The sequence below is a fragment of the Kocuria sp. KH4 genome, assembly GCF_053711175.1.
Map to the genome: position 1 here is coordinate 55,284 of NZ_JBSJYX010000012.1, position 22,262 is coordinate 77,545.

Below are 22,262 nucleotides of genomic sequence, written 5' to 3' on the forward strand. Positions count from 1 at the left end.
CGGCCTAGCGGCCGGCGCCGGCGAAGCCCAGCTGGCGCCAGGCCTCGTAGACGGCGATGGACGCCGAGTTCGCGAGGTTGAGCGAGCGGCGGGCGGGCAGCATCGGGATGCGGACCCGCGCGGTGACGTGCGGGTCCGCCTTGACCTCGGCGGACAGCCCCACGGACTCGCGGCCGAAGAGCAGCACGTCGCCGGGGCGGTAGGCGACGTCGGTGTGCGCCAGCTCCCCGTCCGTGGTGAACGCGAAGACGCGCTCCGGGGCCAGGGCCGCCCACGCCGCCTCCAGGTCCGGGTGCACGCTTAGCACGGCGAGGTCGTGGTAGTCCAGGCCGGCCCGGCGCAGGTGCGCGGAGCCGAAGTCGAAGCCCAGGGGCTCCACGAGGTGCAGCTCGGTCCCGGTGACGGCGGCCAGGCGGATCGCGTTGCCGGTGTTGCCCGGGATCTCGGGGGAGTGGAAGAGGATGCGGAGCATGCCCGCCAGTCTACGGACGCCGGGCCGGCGCCCGCTCCGGCGTCCTAGACTGGAAGGCGTGCCCCACCGTCCCGTCTACCTCGACCACGCGGCCACCGCGCCCCTCCGCCCCGCCGCGCTCGCCGCGGTCACCGAGCAGCTGGCCCGTGGCGGCAACCCCTCCTCGCTGCACCGGGCCGGGCGGTCGGCGCGCACCGTCGTCGAGCAGGCCCGCGACGACGTCGCCGCGGCCCTCGGCGCGGACCCGGTCGAGGTGATCTTCACCTCCGGGGGCACGGAGGCGGACAACCTGGCCGTGCAGGGCCTCTACCGGCACCGGCGGGAGGCCGACCCGCGCCGCCGCCGCATCCTCGTCTCCTCGGTGGAGCACGCCGCGGTCGCCGAGACCGTGGAGTGGCTGGCCCGGCACGAGGGCGCCGAGCCCGTGCACCTGCCGGTCGACGCCGCCGGCCGGGTGGACCCGGCGACGGTCCGGGCGGAGCTGGCCCGGGACCCCGGCGCCGTGGCGCTGCTGAGCGTCATGTGGGCCAACAACGAGGTCGGCACCGTCCAGCCCGTGGCGGAGCTGGCCGCGCTGGCCGAGGAGTTCGGCGTCCCGTTCCACTGCGACGCCGTCCAGGCCTTCGGCTCCCTGCCCGTGGACGCGCACCTGCCCGGGCTGACCACACTGGCCGTCTCGGCGCACAAGCTGGGCGGTCCCGTGGGCGCGGGAGCGCTCGTGGCCGGGCGCGCGGTGGGGCTCACGCCGGTCCAGCACGGAGGCGGGCAGGAGCGCAGGATCCGCTCCGGCACCCTCGACGCCGCCGCGCTCGCCGGTTTCGCGGCCGCGGCCCGGGAGGCCGTGGCCGAGCGGGCCGGGGAGGCCGAGCGGCTCGCGGCCCTGCGCGACCGGCTGGTGGCGGGCGTGCGGCGGGTCGTGCCGGAGGCCGTCCTGCGCGGACCGGAGGACCCGGACCGCACCGGCGCCCGGCTGCCCGGCAACGCCCACTTCACCTTCCCGGGGTGCGAGGGGGACTCGCTGCTGTTCCTGCTCGACGGCGCCGGGATCGCCACCTCCACCGGCTCCGCCTGCCACGCCGGGGTGCCCCGGGCGTCCTCGGTGCTGCTGGCCATGGGCCTGGACGAGGCCACCGCCCGCGGCGCCCAGCGCTTCAGCCTGGGGCGCACGAGCACCGAGGCCGACGTCGACGCCCTGCTCGAGGCGCTGCCCGAGGTCCACGCCCGGGCCCGGCGCGCCGGGCTCTCCGGCGCGCCCCCGGGCTGAGCCCGCGCCCCCGGACCGGGAATAGGCCCCGGCACCGGGTCGTTGAGCCCACGACCCCCGATCCCGACCCACCTGCCGCGTGCAGGGGAAGGACCCGACCGTGCGAGTACTGGCAGCCATGAGCGGCGGCGTCGACTCGGCCGTGGCGGCGGCGCGCGCCGTCGACGCCGGCCACGACGTCACGGGCGTGCACCTGGCCCTCTCCCGCACCCCCGGCACCCTGCGCACCGGCTCCCGCGGCTGCTGCACGATCGAGGACTCCCGGGACGCGTGGCGCGCCGCCGACGTGCTGGGCATCCCCTACTACGTGTGGGACTTCTCCGAGCGCTTCCAGGCCGACGTGGTCGACGACTTCGTGGCCGAGTACGCCGCCGGGCGCACGCCCAACCCGTGCCTGCGCTGCAACGAGAAGATCAAGTTCGCGGCCCTGCTGGAGAAGGCCCTCGCCCTGGGCTTCGACGCCGTGTGCACCGGTCACTACGCCAAGGTCGTCCACGACGCCGACGGCCGGCGGGAGCTGCACCGGGCCGCGGACTGGGCCAAGGACCAGTCCTACGTGCTGGGCGTGCTCACCGCCGAGCAGCTCGAGCACGTGCTGCTCCCGCTGGCCGACACCCCGTCCAAGGCCCAGGTGCGGGCCGAGGCCGCCCGCCGGGGCCTGTCCGTGGCGCAGAAGCCCGACTCCCACGACATCTGCTTCATCCCCGACGGCGACACCCGCGGCTGGCTCGCCGAGCGCATCGAGATGCGCGAGGGCGAGATCCGCGACGTCGAGGGCGCCGTCGTCGGCACCCACCCCGGAGCCACCGCGTTCACCGTGGGCCAGCGCCGGGGCCTGCGGATCGGCACCCCGGCCCCCGACGGGAAGCCCCGCTTCGTGCTGGAGATTCGCCCGAAGACCAACGAGGTTGTGGTGGGCCCGGAGTCGATGCTCGCGGTGGACGAGCTGCGCGGGATCCGCCCCTCCTGGGCCGGGGCGCCCGTGCCCGAGGCGGCGTCCGTGCTGCGGCCCGGGGCCGCGGCGGGGGAGGCGTCGTCGTCGTTCCCCGTCCTCGCGCAGGTCCGCGCGCACGGGGACCCGGTCGCCGCCCGGGCGCACGTGGAGCTCGTCCCGGGGGCCGACGGCGCCCCCGCGCCCGAGCTGGTGGTCCGGCTCGAGGAGCCGCTGCGCGGTGTCGCCCCGGGGCAGTCCGTGGTGCTCTACCAGGGCACCCGCGTGCTGGGGCAGGCCACCGTGGACCGCGCGCACTCGCTGGCCCGCCCCGACCTCGCGGGCGGGTCCGGCGCCGGCCGATAGACTGGCGGGCATGAGCGCTCCGCACCCCCACGCCTCCGCCGACGTCCGGGCCCACCACGACTTCGACCCCGCGGCGTCCTCGCTGCAGGGCGAGGCGGATCCCCGGGTGCTCGCCGAGCTGCAGTCCATCCGCGGCACCATCGACAACATCGACGCGGCCCTGGTGCACCTGCTCGCCGAGCGGTTCAAGGCCACCCAGCGGGTGGGCGTGCTCAAGGCCACCCACGGCCTGCCCGCCGGCGACCCGGACCGCGAGACGGCCCAGATCGGCCGGCTGCGCGCCCTCGCCGCCTCCGCCCAGCTCGACCCGGAGTTCGCGGAGAAGTTCCTGAACTTCATCATCAGCGAGGTCATCCGCCACCACGTGGCCATCTCCGAGGGCCACCGGCGGCAGGACCCGGACGAGTCGTGACGCCCTCGCCCGATCCCCGGCGCACCGACCCCGACGTCCCGCACGTCGTGGGCACGGCCCTGGGCGCGATGCCCGGCACCGACGTGGTGGAGACCGTGACGCTGCTGCGCGGCGAGCTCGGGGCCCCGCACCTGTCCTTCCTGCCGTCCCTGCCCGAGCGCGGGCCCGCCGCGGACCCGGTGGCGCGCACCGCCGCGGTGCTCGACGAGCTCCACGCGGACCGCCAGCCGCACGGGCTGCGCGTCTCCGGGGTCCCCGGCAAGGACTCCCGGGCCGCCCGGGCCCTGCTGGCCGGCGACGTCAACGTCCTCGCCGACGTGGTCGGCGCCGAGAGCGGCGGCGACCACGCCCCGGTGAAGACGCAGCTGCTCGGCCCGCTCACCCTCGCCGCCCGGCTGCACCTGCACGCCGGGGAGCGCGCCCTCAAGGACCACGGCGCCCGCCGCGACCTGCGCGACTCCCTGGCCTCCGGCGTGACCGCGCACGTGCGCGCAGTGCGGGCCGCGGCCCCCGGCCGCGAGGTCGTCGTCCAGCTGGACGAGCCGGACCTGGCGCAGGTGCTCGCCGGCACCCTGCCCACGATGAGCGGCTACCGGACCCTGCGGGCCGTGCCCGCGGCGGAGGCCCGCGCCGCCCTGGCCGCCGTGGCCGAGGCCTGCCGGCAGGCCGGGGCCGCCGCCGTCGCGCTGCGGCTGCCCGCGGGGGTCGACCCCCGGCTGGCCCCCGAGGCCGGCGCCGACGCCGTGCAGCTGAGCGCCCCGGAGGGCACCGCCCGCGACTGGGAGCCGCTCGCCGCGCTCGTGGAGAACGGCACCGAGCTGTGGCTCGGCCTCGTCCCCGTGCCCGCCGCCCGGGCCGGCGCCGAGGCGCTCGCCGCGGCCGTGTGGGCGGTCTGGCGGGACCTGGGGCTGCCCGCGGCGGCCCTGGACCGCGTGCGCGTCACCCCCCGGGAGGACCTCCTCGGCCTGGGCCCCGACGGGGTGCGCGAGGTCCTCTCCCGGGTCACCGGGACCGCCGCGGCCCTCGCCCGCACGGCGGCCGAGGCGTGAGGGCCGCGCCCGTGGCGACCGACACACAGCGCGCCGAGGTGCGCGGCCCGGCCGGGATCGGCGACAATGCAGGTGGACCACGGTCCAGCACGGTGCCCCGGACCTCCCGGGGCCACGGTGGGCGCCGCCCTCAGCGCGTCCGCCCGATCCCAGCGGAGAGGCGATGAACGCGCGAATACTGGTCGTCGACGACGACGCCGCCCTGTCGGAGATGATCGGGATCGTCCTGACCGCGGAGGGCTTCGAGCCCGTCTTCTGCTACGACGGCGGCACGGCCGTGGACACGTTCCGCGCCGTGCGCCCGGACCTGCTGCTGCTCGACCTCATGCTCCCGGGCAAGGACGGCATCCAGGTCTGCCGGGAGATCCGCACGATCTCCGACGTCCCGGTCGTGATGCTCACCGCGAAGTCGGACACCGTCGACGTCGTCCGCGGGCTGGAGGCCGGCGCCGACGACTACGTGCCCAAGCCGTTCAAGCCGGCCGAGCTCGTGGCGCGGGTCCGGGCGCGGCTGCGCCCGGTCGAGCGCGCCCACTCCTCCGAGCTGCGGATCGGTGACCTGACCATCGACGTCAGCGGGCACAGCGTGCACCGCGGCGACCACGAGATCAACCTCACCCCCCTCGAGTTCGACCTGCTCACCGCCCTGGCCCGCGCCCCGCACCAGGTCTTCTCCCGGGAGATGCTCCTGCGCGACGTGTGGGGCTACCAGCACGCCGCCGACACCCGGCTGGTCAACGTGCACGTGCAGCGGCTGCGCTCCAAGATCGAGCGCGACCCGGAGAGCCCCGAGATCGTAGTCACCGTGCGCGGTGTCGGCTACAAGGCGGGCTCGTCCGCCCGATGACCCCGTCGGCCGCCGTCGCCTTCCCCGGGCGCCGCGGGCCGGCCCGCACCACGGGCCGCCGCCTGCGGCTGTTCCGGCTCCTCCTGGCGCGCCGCTGGCGGCAGTCCCTGCAGTTCCGCGCCATCGCGGTGTCCCTGTCCCTGACGGCGCTGGCGTTCTTCGTCACGGGCAGCTTCCTCTCGCACCAGATCGCCGACCGGCTCTTCAACGAGCGGCTCGACCAGGTGCTCGCCTCGGCCACCGCGGACTTCGAGCAGGTGCAGGCCAGCTTCGACGCCTCGGACGCCTCGGACCGCGACGAGCTGCAGGCGCTCGTGGCCTCCACCCTGGGCGCCCTCTCGGTCGACGGCGCCGAGACGGAGCGCTGGATCCTGCTGCCGATGGACTACACGAGCGGGCAGACCCTCATCCCCGCGCAGAGCCAGAGCCCGTGGATGACGTCGAGCACCGTCCCGCAGGAGCTGCAGGAGCGGCTCGCGGAGCACGACGGGGTGTTCTGGCAGCCCGCGTCGGTGCCGATGACGGAGAACGGCGACGAGGCCCCGGTCGTCGTGGTGGGCACGGTGGTGGAGCTCTACCAGAACTCCCGCTACGGGCTCCACCTCGTCTACGACTTCTCCGAGCCCCAGCGGACCCTGGACGCGATGCACGCGGTGCTGCTGCTGTCGGTCGTGGTGCTTCTCCTGCTCGTGGGCGCGATCGTCTGGTACGTGACCCGGGAGGTCGTCCGTCCCGTCTCCAGCACGGCGAGGGTCGCCGAGCAGCTCGCCGAGGGCGACCTCGGGGTGCGCCTGCCGGTCAGCGGCTCGCACGAGGTGGCCCGCCTGGCGCGCTCCTTCAACCGGATGGCCGACAGCCTGCAGGAGCAGATCACCCAGCTGGAGCAGCTCTCCTCGATGCAGCAGACCTTCGTCTCCGACGTCTCCCACGAGCTGCGCACCCCGCTGACCACGGTGCGGATGGCCGCGGAGGTGCTGTTCAACGCCCGCGAGGACTTCGACCCCGTCAACCGGCGCTCCGCCGAGCTGCTCTACCACCAGGTGGACCGCTTCGACTCCCTCCTGGCCGACCTGCTCGAGATCTCCCGCTTCGACGCCGGCGCCGCCCGGCTCGAGGTGGCCAGCGTGGAGCTGTTCTCGGTGGTGCACGACGTGGTGGAGGGCGCCGCCCCGCTCGCCGTGTCCTCGGGCTCGGCGGTGCGCGTGCGCTCCGCGCTGTCCCGCTGCACGGTCCAGGGCGACCAGCGGCGGATCGAGCGGATCCTGCGCAACCTCGTCGTCAACGCCCTGGAGCACGGGGAGGGCCGGCCCATCGACATCGTCGTGGGCGCCTCCGACGTCGCGGCGGCCGTGGCCGTGCGCGACCACGGCATCGGCATGGACGAGGAGGAGGCGGAGAAGGTGTTCAACCGGTTCTGGCGTGCCGATCCCGCGCGGGCCCGCACCACGGGCGGGACCGGCCTGGGCCTGGCCATCGCCACCGAGGACACCCGCCTGCACGGGGGCCGCCTCGACGTCTGGGGTGCGCCGGGGGAGGGCGCCTGCTTCCGGCTCACCCTGCCCCGCACCCGTGCGCGCCGGCTCGGCCCGGAGGACCCCAGCCCCCTCGGGCTGCCCCCGGACCCCGCCGCCTACCCGGAGACGGCGGAGGTGACGGCCACCGGCACCCTGGTCCTGACGTCCGTGCGGCCGCCGGAGCCGGTCCCTCCGGCGGAGCCGGCCGACGAGGAGGGCCGGTCGTGAGCGGCACCCACCGCCGCCGGGCGACGGCCGCCGCCGCCCTGTGCCTGGCCGTGGTCCTCGGCGGCTGCGGCGCCATCCCGCGCTCCGGGCCGGTGCACCGCCACGCCGAGCCCACCCGCACCACGGCCGAGCCCACCTACGACGTGGCGCCGGCGGGACCCCAGGACGGCGCGGGGCCCGAACAGGTGGTCCGCGGCTTCCTCGCCGCCGGCACGGGCGTGGACGACGACTACTCCGTGGCCCGGGAGTACCTGACCCCGGAGCTCGCGGCGACCTGGCACCCCGACGCGCGCACCATCGTGCACCGCGGCGAGCCGTCGCTCGTGCCACGGCTGGAGGAGAACGAGTACCGGATGAGCCTCGAGATCTCCGCGGTCGTGGACGCCGCGGGCGTGATCGAGCGCAAGCCCGCCGGGGCCACCGAGGTGCTCGACGTCGACGTGGTCCAGGTGGACGGGCAGTGGCGGATCTCGGACGCCCCCGACGCCACCGTGCTCACGGCCACGGACTTCGAGGAGATCTTCGAGCCCCACCAGCTCTACTTCGCCGACACGGACCAGAGCAACTTCGTGGCGGACCCGCGCTGGTTCCCCGACCGCACGGCCGTGTCCACCTCGATCGTGCGCGGCCTGCTCGGCGGCCCCGCCCCCTATCTGCGCGGTGCGGTGGGCACCGCCTTTCCCGCCGGCACCACGCTGGCGCGCTCGGCGGTGCCGGTGCGCAACGGCACGGCCACCGTGGAGCTCAGCGTGCCCGACTTCGACCCGGCGAACATCGAGACCAACCGGCGGATGCACGACCAGCTCGCGCTGAGCCTGCGCTCGCTGACCGCCGTGAACGACGTCGAGCTGGTCGTGGACGGCGCGCCCGTGGAGCTCGGGGCGGGATGGACCGACACCGCCCCCGTCGAGGACGTCACGGTCCCGTCCCGGCAGATCGGCGTGCGCGACGGCGAGCTCGTGTTCTACCAGGGCGGCCAGACCGACGGGGTCAGCGGCCTCGGGCCGCTGGACGGCCACCGGCCCTCCAGCCCGGCGATGGACGCCGCCGCCGAGCACTTCGCGTTCGTGGACGCCGGCACCGGGGCCCTGGTGACCGTCGACCGCGAGTCGGAGCCCGTGGAGCGCTTCAGCGGCACGGGACTGACCCGTCCGAGCTTCGACGACCACGGGTGGGTGTGGGCCGCGGACTCGGCCGGGGCGGTGCGCGTCGTGCGCCCCGGGGCCCGGGACGCGGAGCCGGTGCGCGTCGAGGCCCCGTGGCTGGCCGCCCGGACGGCCACGTCCCTGCGGATCTCCCGCGGCGGCACCCGGGCGCTCGTGGTCACCCAGGACGACGGGGTCGCGCAGGTGTGGGTCTCGGGCGTGGTGCGCGGGCCCGAGGGCGCCCCGCTGCGGCTCAACGAGCCGTACCGGGTGGCCGCCGACGTGGAGGCGGACGTGGCGCTGTGGCTCAGCGACCGGGAGTTCGTGACCGCCCCCCTCGGCGGGACGGGGTCCGTGCGCCCGCGGGTCTACGACGTGTCGGGCCGCCACCGGGAGCTGCCCGGCCTGGAGGGGCTCACGGGGCTCAGCGGCGGCAACGGCACGTCCTCGGTCTACGCCGTGACCGGCGGGACGCTGCACATGCTCACCGGCAACGCCTGGGCCCCGCAGAGCGAGGACGTGCGGGACACGGCCTTCGCCGGCTGACGATCCGGCCGCGGTCCGCGCACGACGCCGCCCGCGGCCTGGGCGGCTCGTCGGCGGACCGCCCGCGGCCGGGCTCGTCGGCGGGCCGTCCGGCGCCGGGCGGTCCACAGGCGCGGCCGTCCGGACCCCCGGGCGCCCCGAGCGCCCGGTCGACCCCGTGCCCCACGATGGCCCCATGCCCGTCGTTCCGCACCCCGCCCGCGGGGCCTCCCGTGCCCTGGACCGTTGGGGCGCCCGCGTCCTGGACCGCCTGGCCGAGGCCGCCGAGGTCCTCGTGCCGGTGGAGTGCGCGGTGTGCCGGGCGCCGGGCAGCAGCCTGTGCCGGGTCTGCCGGATGCTGCTGCGCCGTTCCTGCGCCCGGCCGTTCGAGGCCTCCTCGGCCGCGCCCCTGCTCGGGCCGTGCCTGCCGGTCACGGCGGGGGGCCGCTACGCCCACCAGCTCGCGACCTGTCTGCTCGCGTTCAAGAACGGCGGGCGCACCGACCTCGCCCCCGTCCTCGCGGCCGGTCTGGCCACGGCGCTGCGCGCGGCCGCGCCGTCGTGGCCGCCCGGGCCGGTGCTGCTGGTCCCGGTGCCCACGGCCCCGTCGGCCCTGCGCCGGCGCTGGTTCGATCCCGTGCTCGTCCTGCTGGAGGACTGCGCACGCCGCGGGGTGCTCCCGGCAGGGGCCGCGGTCGGGAAGCACCTGCGGCACCGCGGCGGCGTGCTCCCCGGACCGGCGCAGAAGAGGCTCGGCCGGGCGGGCCGGCGCGCCCGGCAGGCCGGGTCGCTGCGGGCGGTCGTGCCCGCCGGGGCCCGCTGCGTCGTCGTCGACGACGTGCTGACCACGGGGGCGACCCTCGCCGAGGCGGCCCGCGCGCTGCGGGCCGGCGGCGCGGACGTGGTGGGCGCCGTGGTGCTCGCGGCCGTGCGTTCGCCGGCGGTTCCGCTCATCGCTGATTCCCGTCCGGCGCCACCGGGGGCTGGTGAATATCAGGTGTGATTCCACTAACGTTGAGTCACGGGACGCAACAATCCTCCCGGGTGGGCGGCCCCATCCGCCCACGTCACCCCCGAGAACTGGAGGGCATCATGGAACTGAACGTCATGGGGCGCAACGTCGCCGTACCGGAGCGGTTCAAGGAGTACGCCGCCGAGAAGGTCGTCAAGTTCGAGGAGCTGGGCGAGAAGGTCCAGCGCATTGATGTCAAGGTCACCAAGGACCACGCGCTGCCCGGTCACCAGGGCATGGGCGTGGAGATCACGGTGTCCGGGCGCGGCCCCGTCCTGCGGGCCGAGGCGCGCGGCGACGACAAGTTCGCGGCCTTCGACGAGGCCTACAGCAAGCTGCTCGAGCGGCTGCGCCGCGCGCGCGACCGCCGCAAGGTGCACCGCGGCGCACACCGCCCCACCGCCGTTCACGAAGCCACCGGAGCCCTGCCCGTGGTCCCGAGTTCCGGACCCATCTACACCACCCCCGAAGAGCTCGCGACCGCCGAGCAGGAGGCGTTCGACCAGAGCGTGAGCCTCACCGACGCGGTCACGCCCGTCGAGATCCGGCGCAAGCGGTTCCCCGCCGCCGAGCTGAGCGTCGACGAGGCCGTCGACCACATGGAGCTGGTCGGCCACGACTTCTACCTCTTCCTCGACAGGGAGACGGGAGAGCCCTCCGCCGTCTACCGCCGCAAGGGCTGGAGCTACGGCGTGATCAGCCTCAGCGAGGACGGCGAGGAGTCCCAGGAGAGCGTCCGGGCCTACCAGACCGAGGGCGCCCGCTGAGCACGCGCCGCTGAGCGCGGGACCCCGCCGGCCGGCAAGCGGCCCGGGTCCCACCCCGGAGGAGCCCGGTGGCCGGCGCCACCGGGCTCCTCCGTGCCCGCCGGGACGGGCATGCTCCCGTAGACTGGAGCAGGTGCCGTAATCCCCCCATCAGCCCAACGCGGCAGTCGAACACCGAGGAGCGTGTGCACGTGGCGTCATTCCTGGAGAAAGTCCTCAGGACCGGAGACAAGAAGGTCCTGACGAGGCTGCGGTCCTACACGACCGCCATCAACAGCCTCGAGGACAGCTTCCGGGAGCTCAGCGACGCGGAGCTGCGCGCCGAGACGGACGCGTTCCGCGCCCGGGTGGCCGACGGCGAGTCGCTGGACCGGCTGCTGCCGGAGGCCTTCGCCGTGGTCCGGGAGGCGGCCTCGCGGACCCTGGGGCAGCGCCACTACGACGTCCAGCTCATGGGCGGCGCCGCCCTGCACCTGGGCAACATCGCCGAGATGAAGACCGGTGAGGGCAAGACCCTCGTCGCCACGGCCCCGGCCTACCTCAACGCGCTCACCGGCAAGGGCGTGCACGTCGTCACGGTCAACGACTACCTGGCCGAGTACCAGGCCAACCTGATGGGCCGCGTCTACCGGTTCCTCGGCATGGAGACCGGGGTGGTCCTGGCCAACCAGGACCCGGCGACCCGCCGGCAGCAGTACGTCGCGGACATCACCTACGGCACGAACAACGAGTTCGGCTTCGACTACCTGCGCGACAACATGGCCTGGAGCCCCGAGGAGCTCGTCCAGCGCGGGCACAGCTTCGCGATCGTCGACGAGGTGGACTCCATCCTCATCGACGAGGCGCGCACGCCGCTGATCATCTCCGGGCCCGCCTCCGGCGAGGCCAACCGGTGGTACACCGAGTTCGGCCGGCTCGTGCAGCGCCTGCAGCCGGAGACGGACTACGAGGTCGATGAGAAGAAGCGCACCGTGGGCGTGCTCGAGTCCGGGATCGAGAAGGTCGAGGACTGGCTGGGCATCGACAACCTCTACGAGGCGCAGAACACCCCGCTCATCGGCTTCCTGAACAACGCGATCAAGGCCAAGGAGCTCTTCCGGGCGAACAAGGACTACGTGGTGCTCAAGGGCGAGGTGATGATCGTCGACGAGCACACCGGCCGCATCCTCGCCGGGCGCCGCTACAACGAGGGCATGCACCAGGCCATCGAGGCCAAGGAGGGCGTGGAGATCAAGGCGGAGAACCAGACCCTCGCCACGGTCACCCTGCAGAACTACTTCCGCCTCTACGACAAGCTCTCCGGCATGACGGGCACGGCCGAGACCGAGGCCGCCGAGTTCATGAACACCTACGGGCTGGGCGTCGTGTCCATCGAGACCCACCGCCCGCTCGCCCGCATCGACCGCCCCGACCTCGTCTACAAGAACGAGGTCGCGAAGTTCGCCGCCGTGGTCAAGGACATCGAGGAGCGCCACGCCCAGGGCCAGCCGGTCCTGGTGGGCACGGTGTCGGTCGAGAAGAGCGAGTACCTCTCCAAGCTGCTGGCCCAGCGCGGGGTCCGTCACGAGGTGCTCAACGCGAAGAACCACGCCCGCGAGGCCGCGATCGTCGCCCAGGCCGGTCGCCGCGGCGCCGTCACGGTCGCCACGAACATGGCCGGGCGCGGCACCGACATCATGCTCGGCGGCAACGCCGAGTTCAACGCGGTGGACCGGATGCGCGAGCGGGGCCTGGACCCGCAGCGCGACGCCGAGGAGTACGAGCGCGTCTGGCCCGAGGTGCTGGCCGCCTGCGAGGCCGAGACCAAGGCGGAGCACCAGGAGGTCGTCGAGGCCGGCGGCCTCTACGTCCTGGGCACCGAGCGGCACGAGTCCCGGCGCATCGACAACCAGCTGCGCGGGCGCTCCGGGCGCCAGGGCGACCCCGGCGAGTCACGGTTCTACCTGTCGCTGGCCGACGACCTCATGCGCCTGTTCAACGCCGGGGCCGCCCAGCGGCTCATGGCGGGCGCCCCGGACGACACCGCGCTCGAGCACAAGATCGTCTCCCGGGCCATCGCCTCGGCGCAGAGCCAGGTTGAGGGCCGCAACGCCGAGCAGCGCAAGAACGTCCTGAAGTACGACGACGTCCTCAACCGCCAGCGCGAGGCCGTCTACCGGGACCGCCGCCGCGTCCTGGAGGGCGACGACCTGCAGGAGCAGATCGTCCAGTTCGTCGACGAGGTCATCGGCTCCACGGTCGAGGACCGCACCGCGGCGGGCCACCCCGAGGACTGGGACCTCGAGGGCCTGTGGGAGTCGCTGCGCACGATCTACCCGGTGACCCTCACGGTCGACGAGGTCGTGGAGGAGGCCGGCGGGCGCACCCGCCTGACCGCCGAGTTCCTGCGCGAGCAGATCCTCTCCGACGCCCGCGTCGTCTACGCCCAGCGGGAGGAGGAGGTCGGCGCCGAGGCCATGCGCAACCTGGAGCGGCGCGTGCTGCTCTCGGTCATCGGGCGCAAGTGGCCCGAGCACCTGTACGAGATGGACTACCTCAAGGAGGGCATCGGCCTGCGCGCCATGGCCCAGCGGGACCCGCTCGTGGAGTACCAGCGCGAGGGCTACGCGATGTTCCAGGAGATGATGGGGGCGATCCGCGAGGAGACGGTCTCCACGCTGTTCCGGATGGAGATCCGCCGACAGCGCGTGGGCGCCGACGGCGGTCCCGTGGAGCTGCAGATCCCGCGCCAGCCCGACTTCCTGCAGTACACCGCGCCGGGCGAGACCGGCGGGACGCAGACCCGGGTGGAGCCGGCACCCGCGGCGGCGCGCGCCGGCACGGACGCGTCGGCCGGCACGGATGGGTCGGCCGCCGCGGACGAGGCCGCCCCGAACCGGGCCGGGCGCAGGGCCCGCGCCCGGGCCGGCACCGCCGAGGCCGCCGAGGGCTGAGAGGGGCGGGCGCACCGGGCCGGCGTCAGCCGACCTCGAGCTCGGTGACGCTCCAGCCCCGGCCCAGGCGCTCCACCCGCATGGCCACGGCCCGCCCGCGTCGTGGCTCGACCACCACGAGGGCCACCTCGTAGACGCCGCCGTCCACCCGGCAGACCCGGCACCGGCGGACGTGCGGGTTGCGGTGCAGCTCCTGCAACGAGGCCTTGCCCTCGAACTGCTCCTGCAACAGCCGCAGCATGTCCGCCCGCTGCTGGAAGCGCTGCACGATCTCGGGGGTGGTCCACCGGCTCAGCTGCGCCGCCGGCCGGCTGCCGCCGAGCACCTCCACGGCCGCCTGGCCGATGGAGCGGGCCAGCGCGGTGACGCGGCCGAGCTCGTCCTCGGCGGTGCCGCCGACCACGCGGGTGGCACCCCAGGTGTAGCCGCCCGGGGCCGTGGGCGGGGCCGGGCGCTCCCGGCGGACCGGCGGCGCGGACGGGGACGGCCGGGGAGCGAGCGGGCGGGCGACCGGATCGGAACCGGCGGCGGGTGCGTTCATGACGGGCCTCCTGGGAGCGGTGCGACGGTGATCGGGGCGGACGGGGCGGACGGGGCGGACGGGGCGGATGGGGCGGACGGGGCGGACGGGGCGGACGGGGTGGTGCGGACCGGACGGGTCAGTGGTGCCCCGCGCCGGGCACCACGAGCCGCTGACCGGGGAGCAGCAGATGGGGACCGTGCCGCAGGACGTGCCGGTTCAGCTCGTACCAGACGGGCCAGGCGCGGTCGACGTCCTCGGCCGAGGCCCCGTGGCCGAGCTGCGCCGCGGCGAGGGACCACAGGGTGTCCCCGCGCAGGACGGTGACGGCGCCGTCGACCGTGCGCTCCACCGGGGCCGGGCGCGACCCGGCAGGCGGCGGTGCCTCCCCGTTCGGGGACGCGGTGCGCGGCGGCGGTGCGGGGGAGTCCGGTGCCGGGGAGCCCGGTGCCGGGGAGCCCGCGCCGGTGGACGGTTGCGCCGGTCCCTCCGGAGCGGTCCCGGAGGACCCGTGCACCGCGGCGCCGCCGGACCAGAAGGGCGAGGGCGCCTCGTCGGCGACCGCCCCCGGGGCCGCGACGAGCTGCAGCCCCAGGGCCGTGGCGGCTGCCCGGCGCAGCAGCGCGGGGGAGCAGCGGCCGCACAGCCGGCCCAGGCGCTCCCACCGCCGGCGCCCGGCCACCACCGCCAGGACGGCGAGGGCGGCGGCCGCCGCCCAGGCCACCAGCACCGCGCAGCCGAGGCCGGCCGCGGCCAGGCCCACCAGCTGCCCGGGGTCCGCGGCGGCGGGCCACGGGGTGCCGCGTGTCCCGCCGGTGCGTCCGGGACCGGCCGGGAGACCGCCGGAGAGGACGGCACCGCTGGCGGCGAGCGCCAGGCCGAGGGCGGGCAGCAGCAGGACGGGCCACAGCTCGGCCGCGACACGGGACGCGGAACCGGCCGTGGAGCCTGTGCCGGCCTCCCGGCGTCGTCGCCCGAACGCCCACTTTGATGCCGTTTGATGTCGTTTGACACGGTTTGGTGTCATGGGGAATTGGTAGCACCGGGGTGGGCCGGGTGTAAAGGTTCGTGCGTTCGCCGGTGGACACAGAGCGTCTTGACGGCCGTGCGGGGCGGTCCTAGGTTGAGGGCCTGCGCGGCCGGAGGCGCCGGGCGGCGGAGGGAGGCCCGGGTGCGCTGGGAGCAGCTGTTCGCGGACATGGAGGCCCAGCTGGCCGCCGCGGACCAGCAGGCCCTCGAGGCCGAGGCCGCCGAGCAGGTCCGGGCCGAGTACGCGCGGGTGCTGCTGACCGACCGTCTGCGCCGACGGCACGGTGCGCCGGTGCGGGCGTTGCTGGCCGGCTCCGTGCCGGTCGAGGGGCGGGTGCGGGCGCTGGGCGCCGGATGGGTCGCTCTCGAGGACCGGGGCGCCGAGCACCTCGTGCCGCTGGGCGCGGTGCTGTGGTGGGAGTCCCTGGGCCGGGGGTGGCAGCCGGCCGCGGACACGGTGACCGTGCGCCTGGGACTGGCCCACGCGCTGCGGGCGCTCGCCCGGGGCCGGGTCCGGGTGCGGATCCGGCTCACCGGCGGCGGAGCCCTGGGGGAGCTGGACGGGACCATCGACGGGGTGGGCGCCGATTTCGTGGACCTGGCCCTGCACCCGGACGACGACTACCGCAGGCGGGGCAGCGTGACCGCCTCGCGGGCGGTGCCGTTCTCGGCCCTGGTCTGCGTCTCCTCGCTCACCGGGGCGTGAGCGCCGCGCCGCCGCGGCGCCGCGCGGGCGCCGGTCAGTCCAGGGAGCCGGAGCGCACGGCCTCCGCCGTGCGCTCGTAGCCGCGGGCGATGTACTCCTCCAGCTTGGCCGTCTCGACCCGCCACTGACCACGCCCGCCCACCTGGATGGCCGGCAGCTCCCCGCTGCGCACCAGGGCTCTCGCCTGCGTGGCCGAGACGTTGAGGATCTCGGCGACGTCGGCCAGGGTCAGGAAGCGCTGCTGCGCCATGCTCCGCCTCCTCGCACGTCGTTGTTCGTCGGTCCCAGTCTGCCACCGAACACCGGTCGCCGGGTGGCCGTCCACAAGGGAGGACGCCCCGCCCCGCACGCGCGGAGCCCCTGTGGGGCGGGTGCGTGCCTGTCCCCAGTTGTGCACCGGGCGGTTCCCGTGGTCCGGGCGGGGGAGCAGAATGTGGGCGACGAGCGCGGCGCCACGGCCGGCCCGTGCAGGAGGAAGGCGGTCGCCGATGAGCGGCACGGTCAGGGGCGCGGACGCCGCGTCGGCCCGGTTCAGAAGGCCGACCTGGAAGGATCCGCGGCTGCTCACCGGGCTGCTGCTCGTGCTGCTCTCCGTCGCCGGGGTCACCGCGGTGGTCACCGCCACCAACCGCACGGAGCCCTACCTGGCCGCGGCCCGCGACCTCGAGGTCGGGCAGGCCGTGACCGGGGACGACGTCGTGGCCGTGGACGTCCGCCTCCAGGACGCCGCCGGCCTGTACGTCCCGGCGGGCGCCGCACCCGCCCCGGGCACGGTGGCGACGCAGCGGATCCCGCAGGGCCAGCTGCTGCCGGGGGCCGCCCTCGGCACGGTCGACCGGCTCGATCGCAAGCCGGTCGCGGTGCCCGTCGAGCACCCGCTGCCCGAGGACGCCGCGGCGGGCTCGCGCGTCGACGTGTGGGTGGCCGACCAGAAGCCCTCCGGCCGTGGCCACGAGTCCGCGCGCCTGCTGCTGCCCGCCGCGGAGATCGCCTCGGTCTCCGCGGACGAGGGCGCACTGGGGGCGGACCGCGGCACGGTGGTGCACGTGCTCGTCGAGGACGGCCCGATGGAGGACGTCGTGGACGCCCTGGGCAACGACGCCCGCGTCACGCTCGTGTGGAACCCGGCGGGCGCGCCGTGACGGGCCTGCCGGTCATGGCGCTGGGGATCTCCACGTGGCCCCTGGTCGACGGCATCGAGCGGCTGCACGGACCCGTCACGGTGGTCCGGCGCTGCCTGGACCTGACCGAGCTCCTCGCGGCGGCGCGGGCGGGGCTCGGCCGGGCCGCCCTGGTCGCGGAGGGCGCCGAGCAGCTGACCGCCAGCCTGCTGGAGCAGGTCCGGCTTGGCGGGGCGGTGCTGCTGGTGCTCGAGGGGCACGACCACCGCCGGCTCGCGGGACTGGGCGCCGTGGTCGTCCCGGAACGAGCGGGTCCCGCCGATGCCGCGCGCCTGGTGGAGGAGGCGGTGGCCGCCGCGGGGGCCGCACCGAGCGCCGTCGGCTACGCCGACGTCGCCGCGCCGGAGCGGCAGGCCGCCGACGGCCGGGCCGACGCCGCGGAGGCCGCCGTCGGGGCGCGCACCGGGGCCGCGCCGGCCGTACCCGGCGCGGAGACGCAGGGGCCGCCGCGGTCCGGGCGGATCGTGGCCGTGTGGGGGCCCACCGGAGCGCCCGGCCGCACGACCGTGGCGGTCAACCTGGCCGCCGAGCTCGCGCTGCTCGGCGAGGACGCGGCGCTGGCGGACGCCGACACCTACGGGCCCTCGGTGGCCGCCGCCCTCGGCATGCTGGACGAGGCGGCGGGGCTCGCGCAGGCCTGCCGCCTGGCCGACCAGGGACGGCTCGACGGCCCGGCGCTGCGCCGGACCGCGGCCGACGTGGCGGTCGCGGGGCGGACCGTGCGGGTGCTCACCGGACTCACCCGCCAGGACCGGTGGCCCGAGCTGCGCTCGGGGGCGGTGGCGGCGGTCCTCGAGCGCTGCGCCCAGGAGTTCGGGACGACGGTCGTGGACTGCGGTTTCGCGCTCGAGGCCGACGAGGAGCTCACCGTGGACACCATGGCGCCCCGCCGGCACGCGGCGGCGCTGACGGTGCTGGAGCGGGCGGACGTGGTCGTGGCCGTGGGGGCGGCGGACGCCATCGGGGTTCCCCGGCTGGTCAAGGCGCTGCCCGACGTCGCCGCGGCGGCGCCGGGCGCCCGGCTCGTCGTCACGGTCAACAAGCTGCGCCGCTCCGCGGCGGGGCGGGCCCCGGAGCTGGGGATCCGCGAGGCGTGGGCCCGGTTCGGCTCCGGGGCGGCCGTGGAGCACTTCGTGCCGTGGGACCCGGAGGTCTTCGACGAGGCGCTGCTGGCGGGCGCGGTGCTGGCGGAGACCGCGGCCGGCTCGCCCGGGCGCGCGGCGCTGCGCGGGCTCGCCGCCCGGGTGCTCGCCGGGCCGGAGGACCCGGGCGCGGACGGGGAGCCGGTCGTGCGCGGTACTAGGCTGGGCGGCAGGGTCGGGGCCTGGTTGCGCCGCTGACCCCGGGGGCGCCGCCCGGTTCCCCCGCCCGCGACGACCGGAGGCGCAGTGGCGTTCACGGATCCCCTGAGGACCTGCGGTGACTTCGGTCCCGGCGACTACGAGTGGCTGCACCTGCTCGTGGGGGACTGGCAGCTCATCTCGGACCTCGCCTTCGGCGACCTCGTGCTGAGCTTCCCCGTGGACTACATCCCCTCCACCGGCAGCGGCAACGGCCGCGGCATGCCCGCCCCGGCCAGCCCCTTCCGGGTCCTCGCCCACGTCCGGCCGGCGACCGGGCCCACCGTCTTCCACCAGGACATGGTCGGGGAGCTCCTGCCCGAGGAGCTCACCGGGCCGCTGCGCGCGGCCTGGGTGGGGCGGCGGATCGAGCTGCTGCGCGCGGGAGGGGAGGGGCCGGCCGCGGCCGCCCAGGTCAAGATCGTCCCGCTCGTGCGCAACGGCCGCACCCTCGCGCTGCTGACCGTGCACACCGGCCGGAGGTCCGGGCAGGTGTCCTCCCTGCAGGAGGTCGTCTACCGGGAGGCGGCGGACGCGCTGCTGCGGATGGCCAACGACGGCCTGTGGCCGGACTTCTCGGCGCCCACGGGCTCCCGCCGCGGCGCCCCCCGGGTCGGGGACGGGGCCATCCGGATCGACGCGGACGACCGGGTGGCCTACGTCTCGCCCAACGCCGAGTCCGCGCTGCGCCGGCTGGGGATCGACGGCGAGCTGGTCGGCAAGCGCCTCATGGACGTCGTCCCGCCGGCGCTGGGCCCCGGCGTCGAACCGGACGAGACGCTCGCCCCGGTGCTCAGCGGGCGCACCGCCTGGCGCACCGAGGTGGAGGGCGCCCGGGTGAGCGTGAACTTCCGCTCCGTGCCCCTGCGGGACCGGTCGGGACGGCTGGGCGCCGTGCTGCTGTGCCGCGACGTCACCGAGCTGCGCCGCCGGGACCTGGAGCTCGTGTCGAAGGACGCGACCGTCCGGGAGATCCACCACCGGGTCAAGAACAACCTGCAGACGGTCTCCGCCCTGCTGCGCCTGCAGGCCCGGCGGATGACCACCGACGAGGCCCGGCACGGGCTCGAGCAGGCGATGCGCCGCGTGGCGACGATCGCCATGGTGCACGAGACGCTCTCGCAGGGCTTCTCGCAGAACGTGGACTTCGACGAGCTCATCGAGCGGCAGTTCCGCCTCGCCGCCGAGGTGGCCGCCCCGGAGCAGTCGGTGCGCACGCGGATCATCGGGGAGTTCGGCGAGCTGCCGACCCGCCTGGCCACGCCCCTGGCCCTGGTGATCAACGAACTGGTCACGAACGCGGTCGAGCACGGCCTGGCCGGACGGACCGGGACGGTGACCCTGGAGGCGTCCCGGCTGCCCGACGAGGAGGGCGCCGGCCAGCTGCTGGAGGTCGTGGTGAGCGACGACGGGGTGGGCATGGGCACCGCCGCGGTGGAGGAGTCCGGCACGGGCGCGTTCCGGCGGGCGGACGCCGGGGAGGGGCTGGGGATGCAGATCGTGCGCACCCTCGTGGCCGGGGAGCTGGGCGGGTCGATCCGCTGGTCCCCGCGCCAGGGCGGCGGCACCGAGGTCACGGTGCGGGCCCGTCTCGACGACCAGCCCGGCCCCTGACGGCGAAGGACCGGGACCCCGTGGGGTCCCGGTCCTCCGGTGCCGCGGACGTCCTCGTCCCGGGCGGGTGCCTCAGGAGGCGCGGCGGGCGCGGGCGGCGCGGCGCTTGAGGGCCCGCCGCTCGTCCTCGCTCATCCCGCCCCAAACCCCGGCGTCCTGGCCGGACTCGAGGGCCCACTGGAGGCAGGTGTCCATCACGGGGCAGCTGCGGCACACGGCCTTCGCCTCCTCGATCTGGAGCAGAGCAGGTCCGGTGTTGCCCACGGGGAAGAACAGCTCGGGATCCTTCTCCAGGCATGCTGCGCGACTACGCCAATCCATGGTCAGCGATCGCTCCTTTCAAGGACGGGTCCCGGCGCACAGGGCAGAACGATCCTGCGGGAGGGGCGTCCGGGACAAGAGAAAAGGCCCATTCGCACGGGCCTTGTGAAGAACTGTCGTCCACCTTCCCACGCCGCGGGGTGGGGGACAAGGGGTTTGGGGCGCCGGTCACACCCGTGTCGGTGAGGTCTTCCTCACAGCCGGCCCCGGGCGGGCGTCCCGGGGACCTGCCCGCCGCGGCGCGGCGCACTAGGGTGGCGGGGGAGCGCGGCAGCCCGCGCCCGCCCGGCCGGAAGGAGACCGTCACCATGTCCACCCCCTCCCCGGGCGTGCGCCCGCGCGAGATCGCCGTGCTGGCCGGCACCGTGCTGCTGGAGGCCCTGGCCCTGGCCGTCGCCGGGCTCCGCCTGGTGTGGACGCTGCTCTTCGAGCAGCCCCTGACCGTGGGCGGGACGGTGTTCCTGGTGCTGGTGCTCCTCGGCGGCGCGCTGTGGCTGCTGCACGTGGGCCGGGGCCTGTGGCGCGGTTTCCGGTGGCCGCGGGCCGCGGCGCTGGTGGTCCAGCTCTTCGTGCTGGTGCTCGCCCTCCCGCTGCTCCAGGCCGGCCAGTGGGCGATCGGCCTGGTCCTGGCCGCGCCCGCCGTCGTCGTGCTCCTCCTGCTGTTCCGCCCGGCGGTGCTCGCCTGGACGAGCCGCACCGTGCGGTAGGAGCGGGCCAGTACAGTGGGAGCGCCCGCGCCGGGCGCCGTCGTGCCCGGCCTCCCTTGTCCCTGCCCGTCGAGAAGCTCCGAACAGGTGGTCGCCCCGTGACTCCCCGCCGCGTCGTCATCGTCAGCCGCATCTTCGCCCCCGAGCCGGCTGCCGCGTCCTTCCGGCTGCGCGCCCTGGCCCGGGGCCTCACCGAGCGGGGCGCGCAGGTGCGCGTGCTCACCACGCGCCCGCCGGCCGGGACGGAGCCCGAGCCCGAGCCCTACCCGGTGCGGCGCTGGCCCGTGCTGCGGGACCGGTTCGACTACGTGCGCGGCATCGTGCCGTACCTGAGCTTCGACGTCCCCGTGTTCTTCCGCCTGCTGCTCACCCGGGCCGACCTCGTGGTCAGCGAGCCGCCCCCCACCACGGGGATGGCCGTGCTCGCCGCCTCGGCGCTGCGGGGCCGGCCCTACGTGTGGTACGCGCCGGACATCTGGACGACCGCCGCGGAGAAGATGGACGTCTCCCCGCTGCTCAAGCGCGCCATGCGGGTCATGGAGACGCTCGCGGCGCGGCGGGCCGCCGGCGTGCTCACCGTCTCCGAGGCGATGGGACGGGAGCTGCAGTCCGTCACCGGCGTCGCGTGGGAGAAGGTGCTCGTGGCCGAGAACGGCATCGACACCGACGTCTTCCGGCCCGACGGCCCCGTGGCCGACCCCGGCGCCCCCTACTTCGTCTACGCCGGGTCGATGTCCGAGTGGCAGGGCGCGGACGTGTTCGTCCGCGCCATGCCCCGGGTCCTGCGCGCCCATCCCGACGCGCAGCTGCGCTTCTTCGGCCGGGGCTCCGACATCGACCGGGTCGAGGAGATCGCCGCCCGCACCGCCCCCGGCCACGTCGTGTTCGAGGGGCTGCGCCCCGCCGCCGAGACCGCCGAGTGGACCCGCGGGGCCGTGGCGGCGCTGGGGGCCGTGCTGCCGCACAACGGCTACGACTTCACCAAGCCCACCAAGATCTACGCGGCCGCGGCCTGCGGCACCCCCGTCGTCTACGCCGGGGCCGGCGTCGCCGCCGAGCTCGTGGAGGACAACGGCCTGGGCGCGGCCGTGGACCACGACGCGGACGCGGTGGCCGAGGCGATGATCGCCGCCCTGGACCGCCGGCGCGACCCGGCCCTCGCCGAGGAGAACGAGCGGCTGCGGCGCCGGCGCGCGGACTGGGCGGCCGAGAACGCCTCCCTGGCGGCCTCGGGCCGCCTCGCCGCCGAGTGGCTGCTTCAGGGCTTCCCGGACTGATCAGGTACTTTGGTACGCAGCGCACGCCCGGCGCGCCCGTGCCCTCCCCCACCGGCCGGATGTCGGCCGGGCCCACCAGGACACCAATGTCAGGAGTATGCC

21 protein-coding genes are annotated in these 22,262 nt (G+C 75.8%); 16 read left to right on the forward strand and 5 right to left on the reverse strand.

Going from position 1 to position 22,262, the window contains the following annotated elements; translation table 11 throughout:
• Positions 1-4: 4 nt before the first annotated feature.
• On the reverse strand, positions 5-472 hold the full coding sequence (locus tag ACWCOM_RS10395; protein ID WP_454548669.1) for a tRNA (cytidine(34)-2'-O)-methyltransferase: 468 nt from the start codon (positions 470-472) through the stop codon (positions 5-7).
• Between the two features lie 58 nt (positions 473-530).
• On the opposite strand from ACWCOM_RS10395, the gene ACWCOM_RS10400 reads away from it, so the two are divergent.
• The 10 genes from ACWCOM_RS10400 to secA all read left to right on the forward strand — a co-directional run bounded on the left by ACWCOM_RS10400 (position 531) and on the right by secA (position 13,465).
• Positions 531-1,736, forward strand: coding sequence for a cysteine desulfurase family protein (locus ACWCOM_RS10400; protein WP_454548670.1), 1,206 nt, complete (start codon positions 531-533; stop codon positions 1,734-1,736).
• A 100-nt stretch (positions 1,737-1,836) separates the two neighbouring features.
• The gene (gene mnmA / locus ACWCOM_RS10405; RefSeq protein WP_454548671.1) at positions 1,837-3,033 is read left to right on the forward strand and encodes a tRNA 2-thiouridine(34) synthase MnmA; all 1,197 of its coding nucleotides are present in this window, start codon (positions 1,837-1,839) and stop codon (positions 3,031-3,033) included.
• A gap of 10 nt (positions 3,034-3,043) precedes the next feature.
• The gene (locus ACWCOM_RS10410; protein WP_454548672.1) at positions 3,044-3,445 is read left to right on the forward strand and encodes a chorismate mutase; all 402 of its coding nucleotides are present in this window, start codon (positions 3,044-3,046) and stop codon (positions 3,443-3,445) included.
• Positions 3,442-4,494: a hypothetical protein gene (locus ACWCOM_RS10415; RefSeq protein WP_454548673.1), complete on the forward strand. Its 1,053-nt coding sequence runs from the start codon at positions 3,442-3,444 to the stop codon at positions 4,492-4,494. The genes ACWCOM_RS10410 and ACWCOM_RS10415 overlap by 4 nt, the downstream gene beginning before the upstream one ends.
• A gap of 163 nt (positions 4,495-4,657) precedes the next feature.
• Positions 4,658-5,341 carry an MtrAB system response regulator MtrA gene (gene mtrA, locus ACWCOM_RS10420; RefSeq protein WP_454548674.1) on the forward strand — a complete coding sequence of 228 codons (684 nt, stop codon included), beginning with the start codon at positions 4,658-4,660 and terminating at the stop codon, positions 5,339-5,341.
• Entirely contained in the window at positions 5,338-7,083 is a 1,746-nt protein-coding gene (gene mtrB, locus ACWCOM_RS10425; RefSeq protein WP_454548675.1) for an MtrAB system histidine kinase MtrB, read from the forward strand. The genes mtrA and mtrB overlap by 4 nt, the downstream gene beginning before the upstream one ends.
• Positions 7,080-8,774, forward strand: a complete 1,695-nt coding sequence (locus ACWCOM_RS10430; RefSeq protein WP_454548676.1) for an LpqB family beta-propeller domain-containing protein — start codon at positions 7,080-7,082, stop codon at positions 8,772-8,774. The genes mtrB and ACWCOM_RS10430 overlap by 4 nt, the downstream gene beginning before the upstream one ends.
• A 175-nt stretch (positions 8,775-8,949) precedes the next feature.
• The gene (locus ACWCOM_RS10435) at positions 8,950-9,756 is read left to right on the forward strand and encodes a ComF family protein (RefSeq protein ID WP_454548677.1); all 807 of its coding nucleotides are present in this window, start codon (positions 8,950-8,952) and stop codon (positions 9,754-9,756) included.
• 89 nt (positions 9,757-9,845) lie between these two features.
• Positions 9,846-10,532 carry a ribosome hibernation-promoting factor, HPF/YfiA family gene (gene hpf / locus ACWCOM_RS10440; protein WP_454548678.1) on the forward strand — a complete coding sequence of 229 codons (687 nt, stop codon included), beginning with the start codon at positions 9,846-9,848 and terminating at the stop codon, positions 10,530-10,532.
• A 191-nt stretch (positions 10,533-10,723) separates the two neighbouring features.
• Positions 10,724-13,465, forward strand: coding sequence for a preprotein translocase subunit SecA (gene secA, locus ACWCOM_RS10445; protein WP_454548679.1), 2,742 nt, complete (start codon positions 10,724-10,726; stop codon positions 13,463-13,465).
• Positions 13,466-13,490: 25 nt separating this feature from the next.
• On the opposite strand, the gene ACWCOM_RS10450 is transcribed toward secA, so the two are convergent.
• Both ACWCOM_RS10450 and ACWCOM_RS10455 read right to left on the reverse strand, forming a co-directional pair.
• Positions 13,491-14,006, reverse strand: coding sequence for an Rv3235 family protein (locus ACWCOM_RS10450; protein WP_454548680.1), 516 nt, complete (start codon positions 14,004-14,006; stop codon positions 13,491-13,493).
• Between the two features lie 118 nt (positions 14,007-14,124).
• Entirely contained in the window at positions 14,125-15,012 is an 888-nt protein-coding gene (locus ACWCOM_RS10455; RefSeq protein WP_454548681.1) for a LysM peptidoglycan-binding domain-containing protein, read from the reverse strand.
• 144 nt (positions 15,013-15,156) lie between these two features.
• On the opposite strand from ACWCOM_RS10455, the gene ACWCOM_RS10460 reads away from it, so the two are divergent.
• Complete coding sequence (locus ACWCOM_RS10460; protein WP_454548682.1) at positions 15,157-15,720, forward strand: hypothetical protein; 564 nt, start codon at positions 15,157-15,159, stop codon at positions 15,718-15,720.
• 34 nt (positions 15,721-15,754) lie between these two features.
• Here the strand turns inward: ACWCOM_RS10460 and ACWCOM_RS10465 are convergent, their stop codons facing one another.
• Complete coding sequence (locus ACWCOM_RS10465) at positions 15,755-15,970, reverse strand: helix-turn-helix domain-containing protein (protein ID WP_454548683.1); 216 nt, start codon at positions 15,968-15,970, stop codon at positions 15,755-15,757.
• 238 nt (positions 15,971-16,208) lie between these two features.
• Here ACWCOM_RS10465 and ACWCOM_RS10470 point away from each other — a divergent pair, with 238 nt between their 5' ends.
• The 3 genes from ACWCOM_RS10470 to ACWCOM_RS10480 are packed head-to-tail and all read left to right on the forward strand — an operon-like array spanning position 16,209 to position 19,855.
• On the forward strand, positions 16,209-16,862 hold the full coding sequence (locus tag ACWCOM_RS10470; RefSeq protein WP_454548684.1) for an SAF domain-containing protein: 654 nt from the start codon (positions 16,209-16,211) through the stop codon (positions 16,860-16,862).
• A 14-nt stretch (positions 16,863-16,876) separates the two neighbouring features.
• Positions 16,877-18,241: an AAA family ATPase gene (locus tag ACWCOM_RS10475; protein WP_454548685.1), complete on the forward strand. Its 1,365-nt coding sequence runs from the start codon at positions 16,877-16,879 to the stop codon at positions 18,239-18,241.
• Between the two features lie 48 nt (positions 18,242-18,289).
• Complete coding sequence (locus ACWCOM_RS10480; protein ID WP_454548686.1) at positions 18,290-19,855, forward strand: sensor histidine kinase; 1,566 nt, start codon at positions 18,290-18,292, stop codon at positions 19,853-19,855.
• Positions 19,856-19,927: 72 nt separating this feature from the next.
• On the opposite strand, the gene ACWCOM_RS10485 is transcribed toward ACWCOM_RS10480, so the two are convergent.
• Positions 19,928-20,176, reverse strand: coding sequence for a WhiB family transcriptional regulator (locus tag ACWCOM_RS10485; protein ID WP_017833636.1), 249 nt, complete (start codon positions 20,174-20,176; stop codon positions 19,928-19,930).
• A gap of 308 nt (positions 20,177-20,484) precedes the next feature.
• On the opposite strand from ACWCOM_RS10485, the gene ACWCOM_RS10490 reads away from it, so the two are divergent.
• Positions 20,485-20,883: a hypothetical protein gene (locus tag ACWCOM_RS10490; RefSeq protein WP_454548687.1), complete on the forward strand. Its 399-nt coding sequence runs from the start codon at positions 20,485-20,487 to the stop codon at positions 20,881-20,883.
• 98 nt (positions 20,884-20,981) lie between these two features.
• A complete protein-coding gene (locus tag ACWCOM_RS10495; RefSeq protein WP_454548688.1) occupies positions 20,982-22,160 on the forward strand; it encodes a glycosyltransferase family 4 protein in 1,179 nt (392 codons plus the stop codon).
• The last annotated feature ends 102 nt before the right edge of the window (positions 22,161-22,262 follow it).

Excerpts from the sequence above, each read along its gene's own strand:
- ACWCOM_RS10450 (WP_454548680.1), bottom strand. The coding sequence starts at position 14,006 with ATGAACGCACCCGCCGCCGGTTCCGATCCGGTCGCCCGCCCGCTCGCT.
- ACWCOM_RS10485 (WP_017833636.1), bottom strand. The coding sequence starts at position 20,176 with ATGGATTGGCGTAGTCGCGCAGCATGCCTGGAGAAGGATCCCGAGCTG.
- ACWCOM_RS10435 (WP_454548677.1), top strand. The coding sequence starts at position 8,950 with ATGCCCGTCGTTCCGCACCCCGCCCGCGGGGCCTCCCGTGCCCTGGAC.
- ACWCOM_RS10470 (WP_454548684.1), top strand. The coding sequence starts at position 16,209 with ATGAGCGGCACGGTCAGGGGCGCGGACGCCGCGTCGGCCCGGTTCAGA.
- mtrA (WP_454548674.1), top strand. The coding sequence starts at position 4,658 with ATGAACGCGCGAATACTGGTCGTCGACGACGACGCCGCCCTGTCGGAG.
- ACWCOM_RS10465 (WP_454548683.1), bottom strand. The coding sequence starts at position 15,970 with ATGGCGCAGCAGCGCTTCCTGACCCTGGCCGACGTCGCCGAGATCCTC.
- ACWCOM_RS10410 (WP_454548672.1), top strand. The coding sequence starts at position 3,044 with ATGAGCGCTCCGCACCCCCACGCCTCCGCCGACGTCCGGGCCCACCAC.
- ACWCOM_RS10475 (WP_454548685.1), top strand. The coding sequence starts at position 16,877 with ATGGCGCTGGGGATCTCCACGTGGCCCCTGGTCGACGGCATCGAGCGG.
- hpf (WP_454548678.1), top strand. The coding sequence starts at position 9,846 with ATGGAACTGAACGTCATGGGGCGCAACGTCGCCGTACCGGAGCGGTTC.
- ACWCOM_RS10455 (WP_454548681.1), bottom strand. The coding sequence starts at position 15,012 with ATGACACCAAACCGTGTCAAACGACATCAAACGGCATCAAAGTGGGCG.
- ACWCOM_RS10490 (WP_454548687.1), top strand. The coding sequence starts at position 20,485 with ATGTCCACCCCCTCCCCGGGCGTGCGCCCGCGCGAGATCGCCGTGCTG.
- mtrB (WP_454548675.1), top strand. The coding sequence starts at position 5,338 with ATGACCCCGTCGGCCGCCGTCGCCTTCCCCGGGCGCCGCGGGCCGGCC.
- ACWCOM_RS10395 (WP_454548669.1), bottom strand. The coding sequence starts at position 472 with ATGCTCCGCATCCTCTTCCACTCCCCCGAGATCCCGGGCAACACCGGC.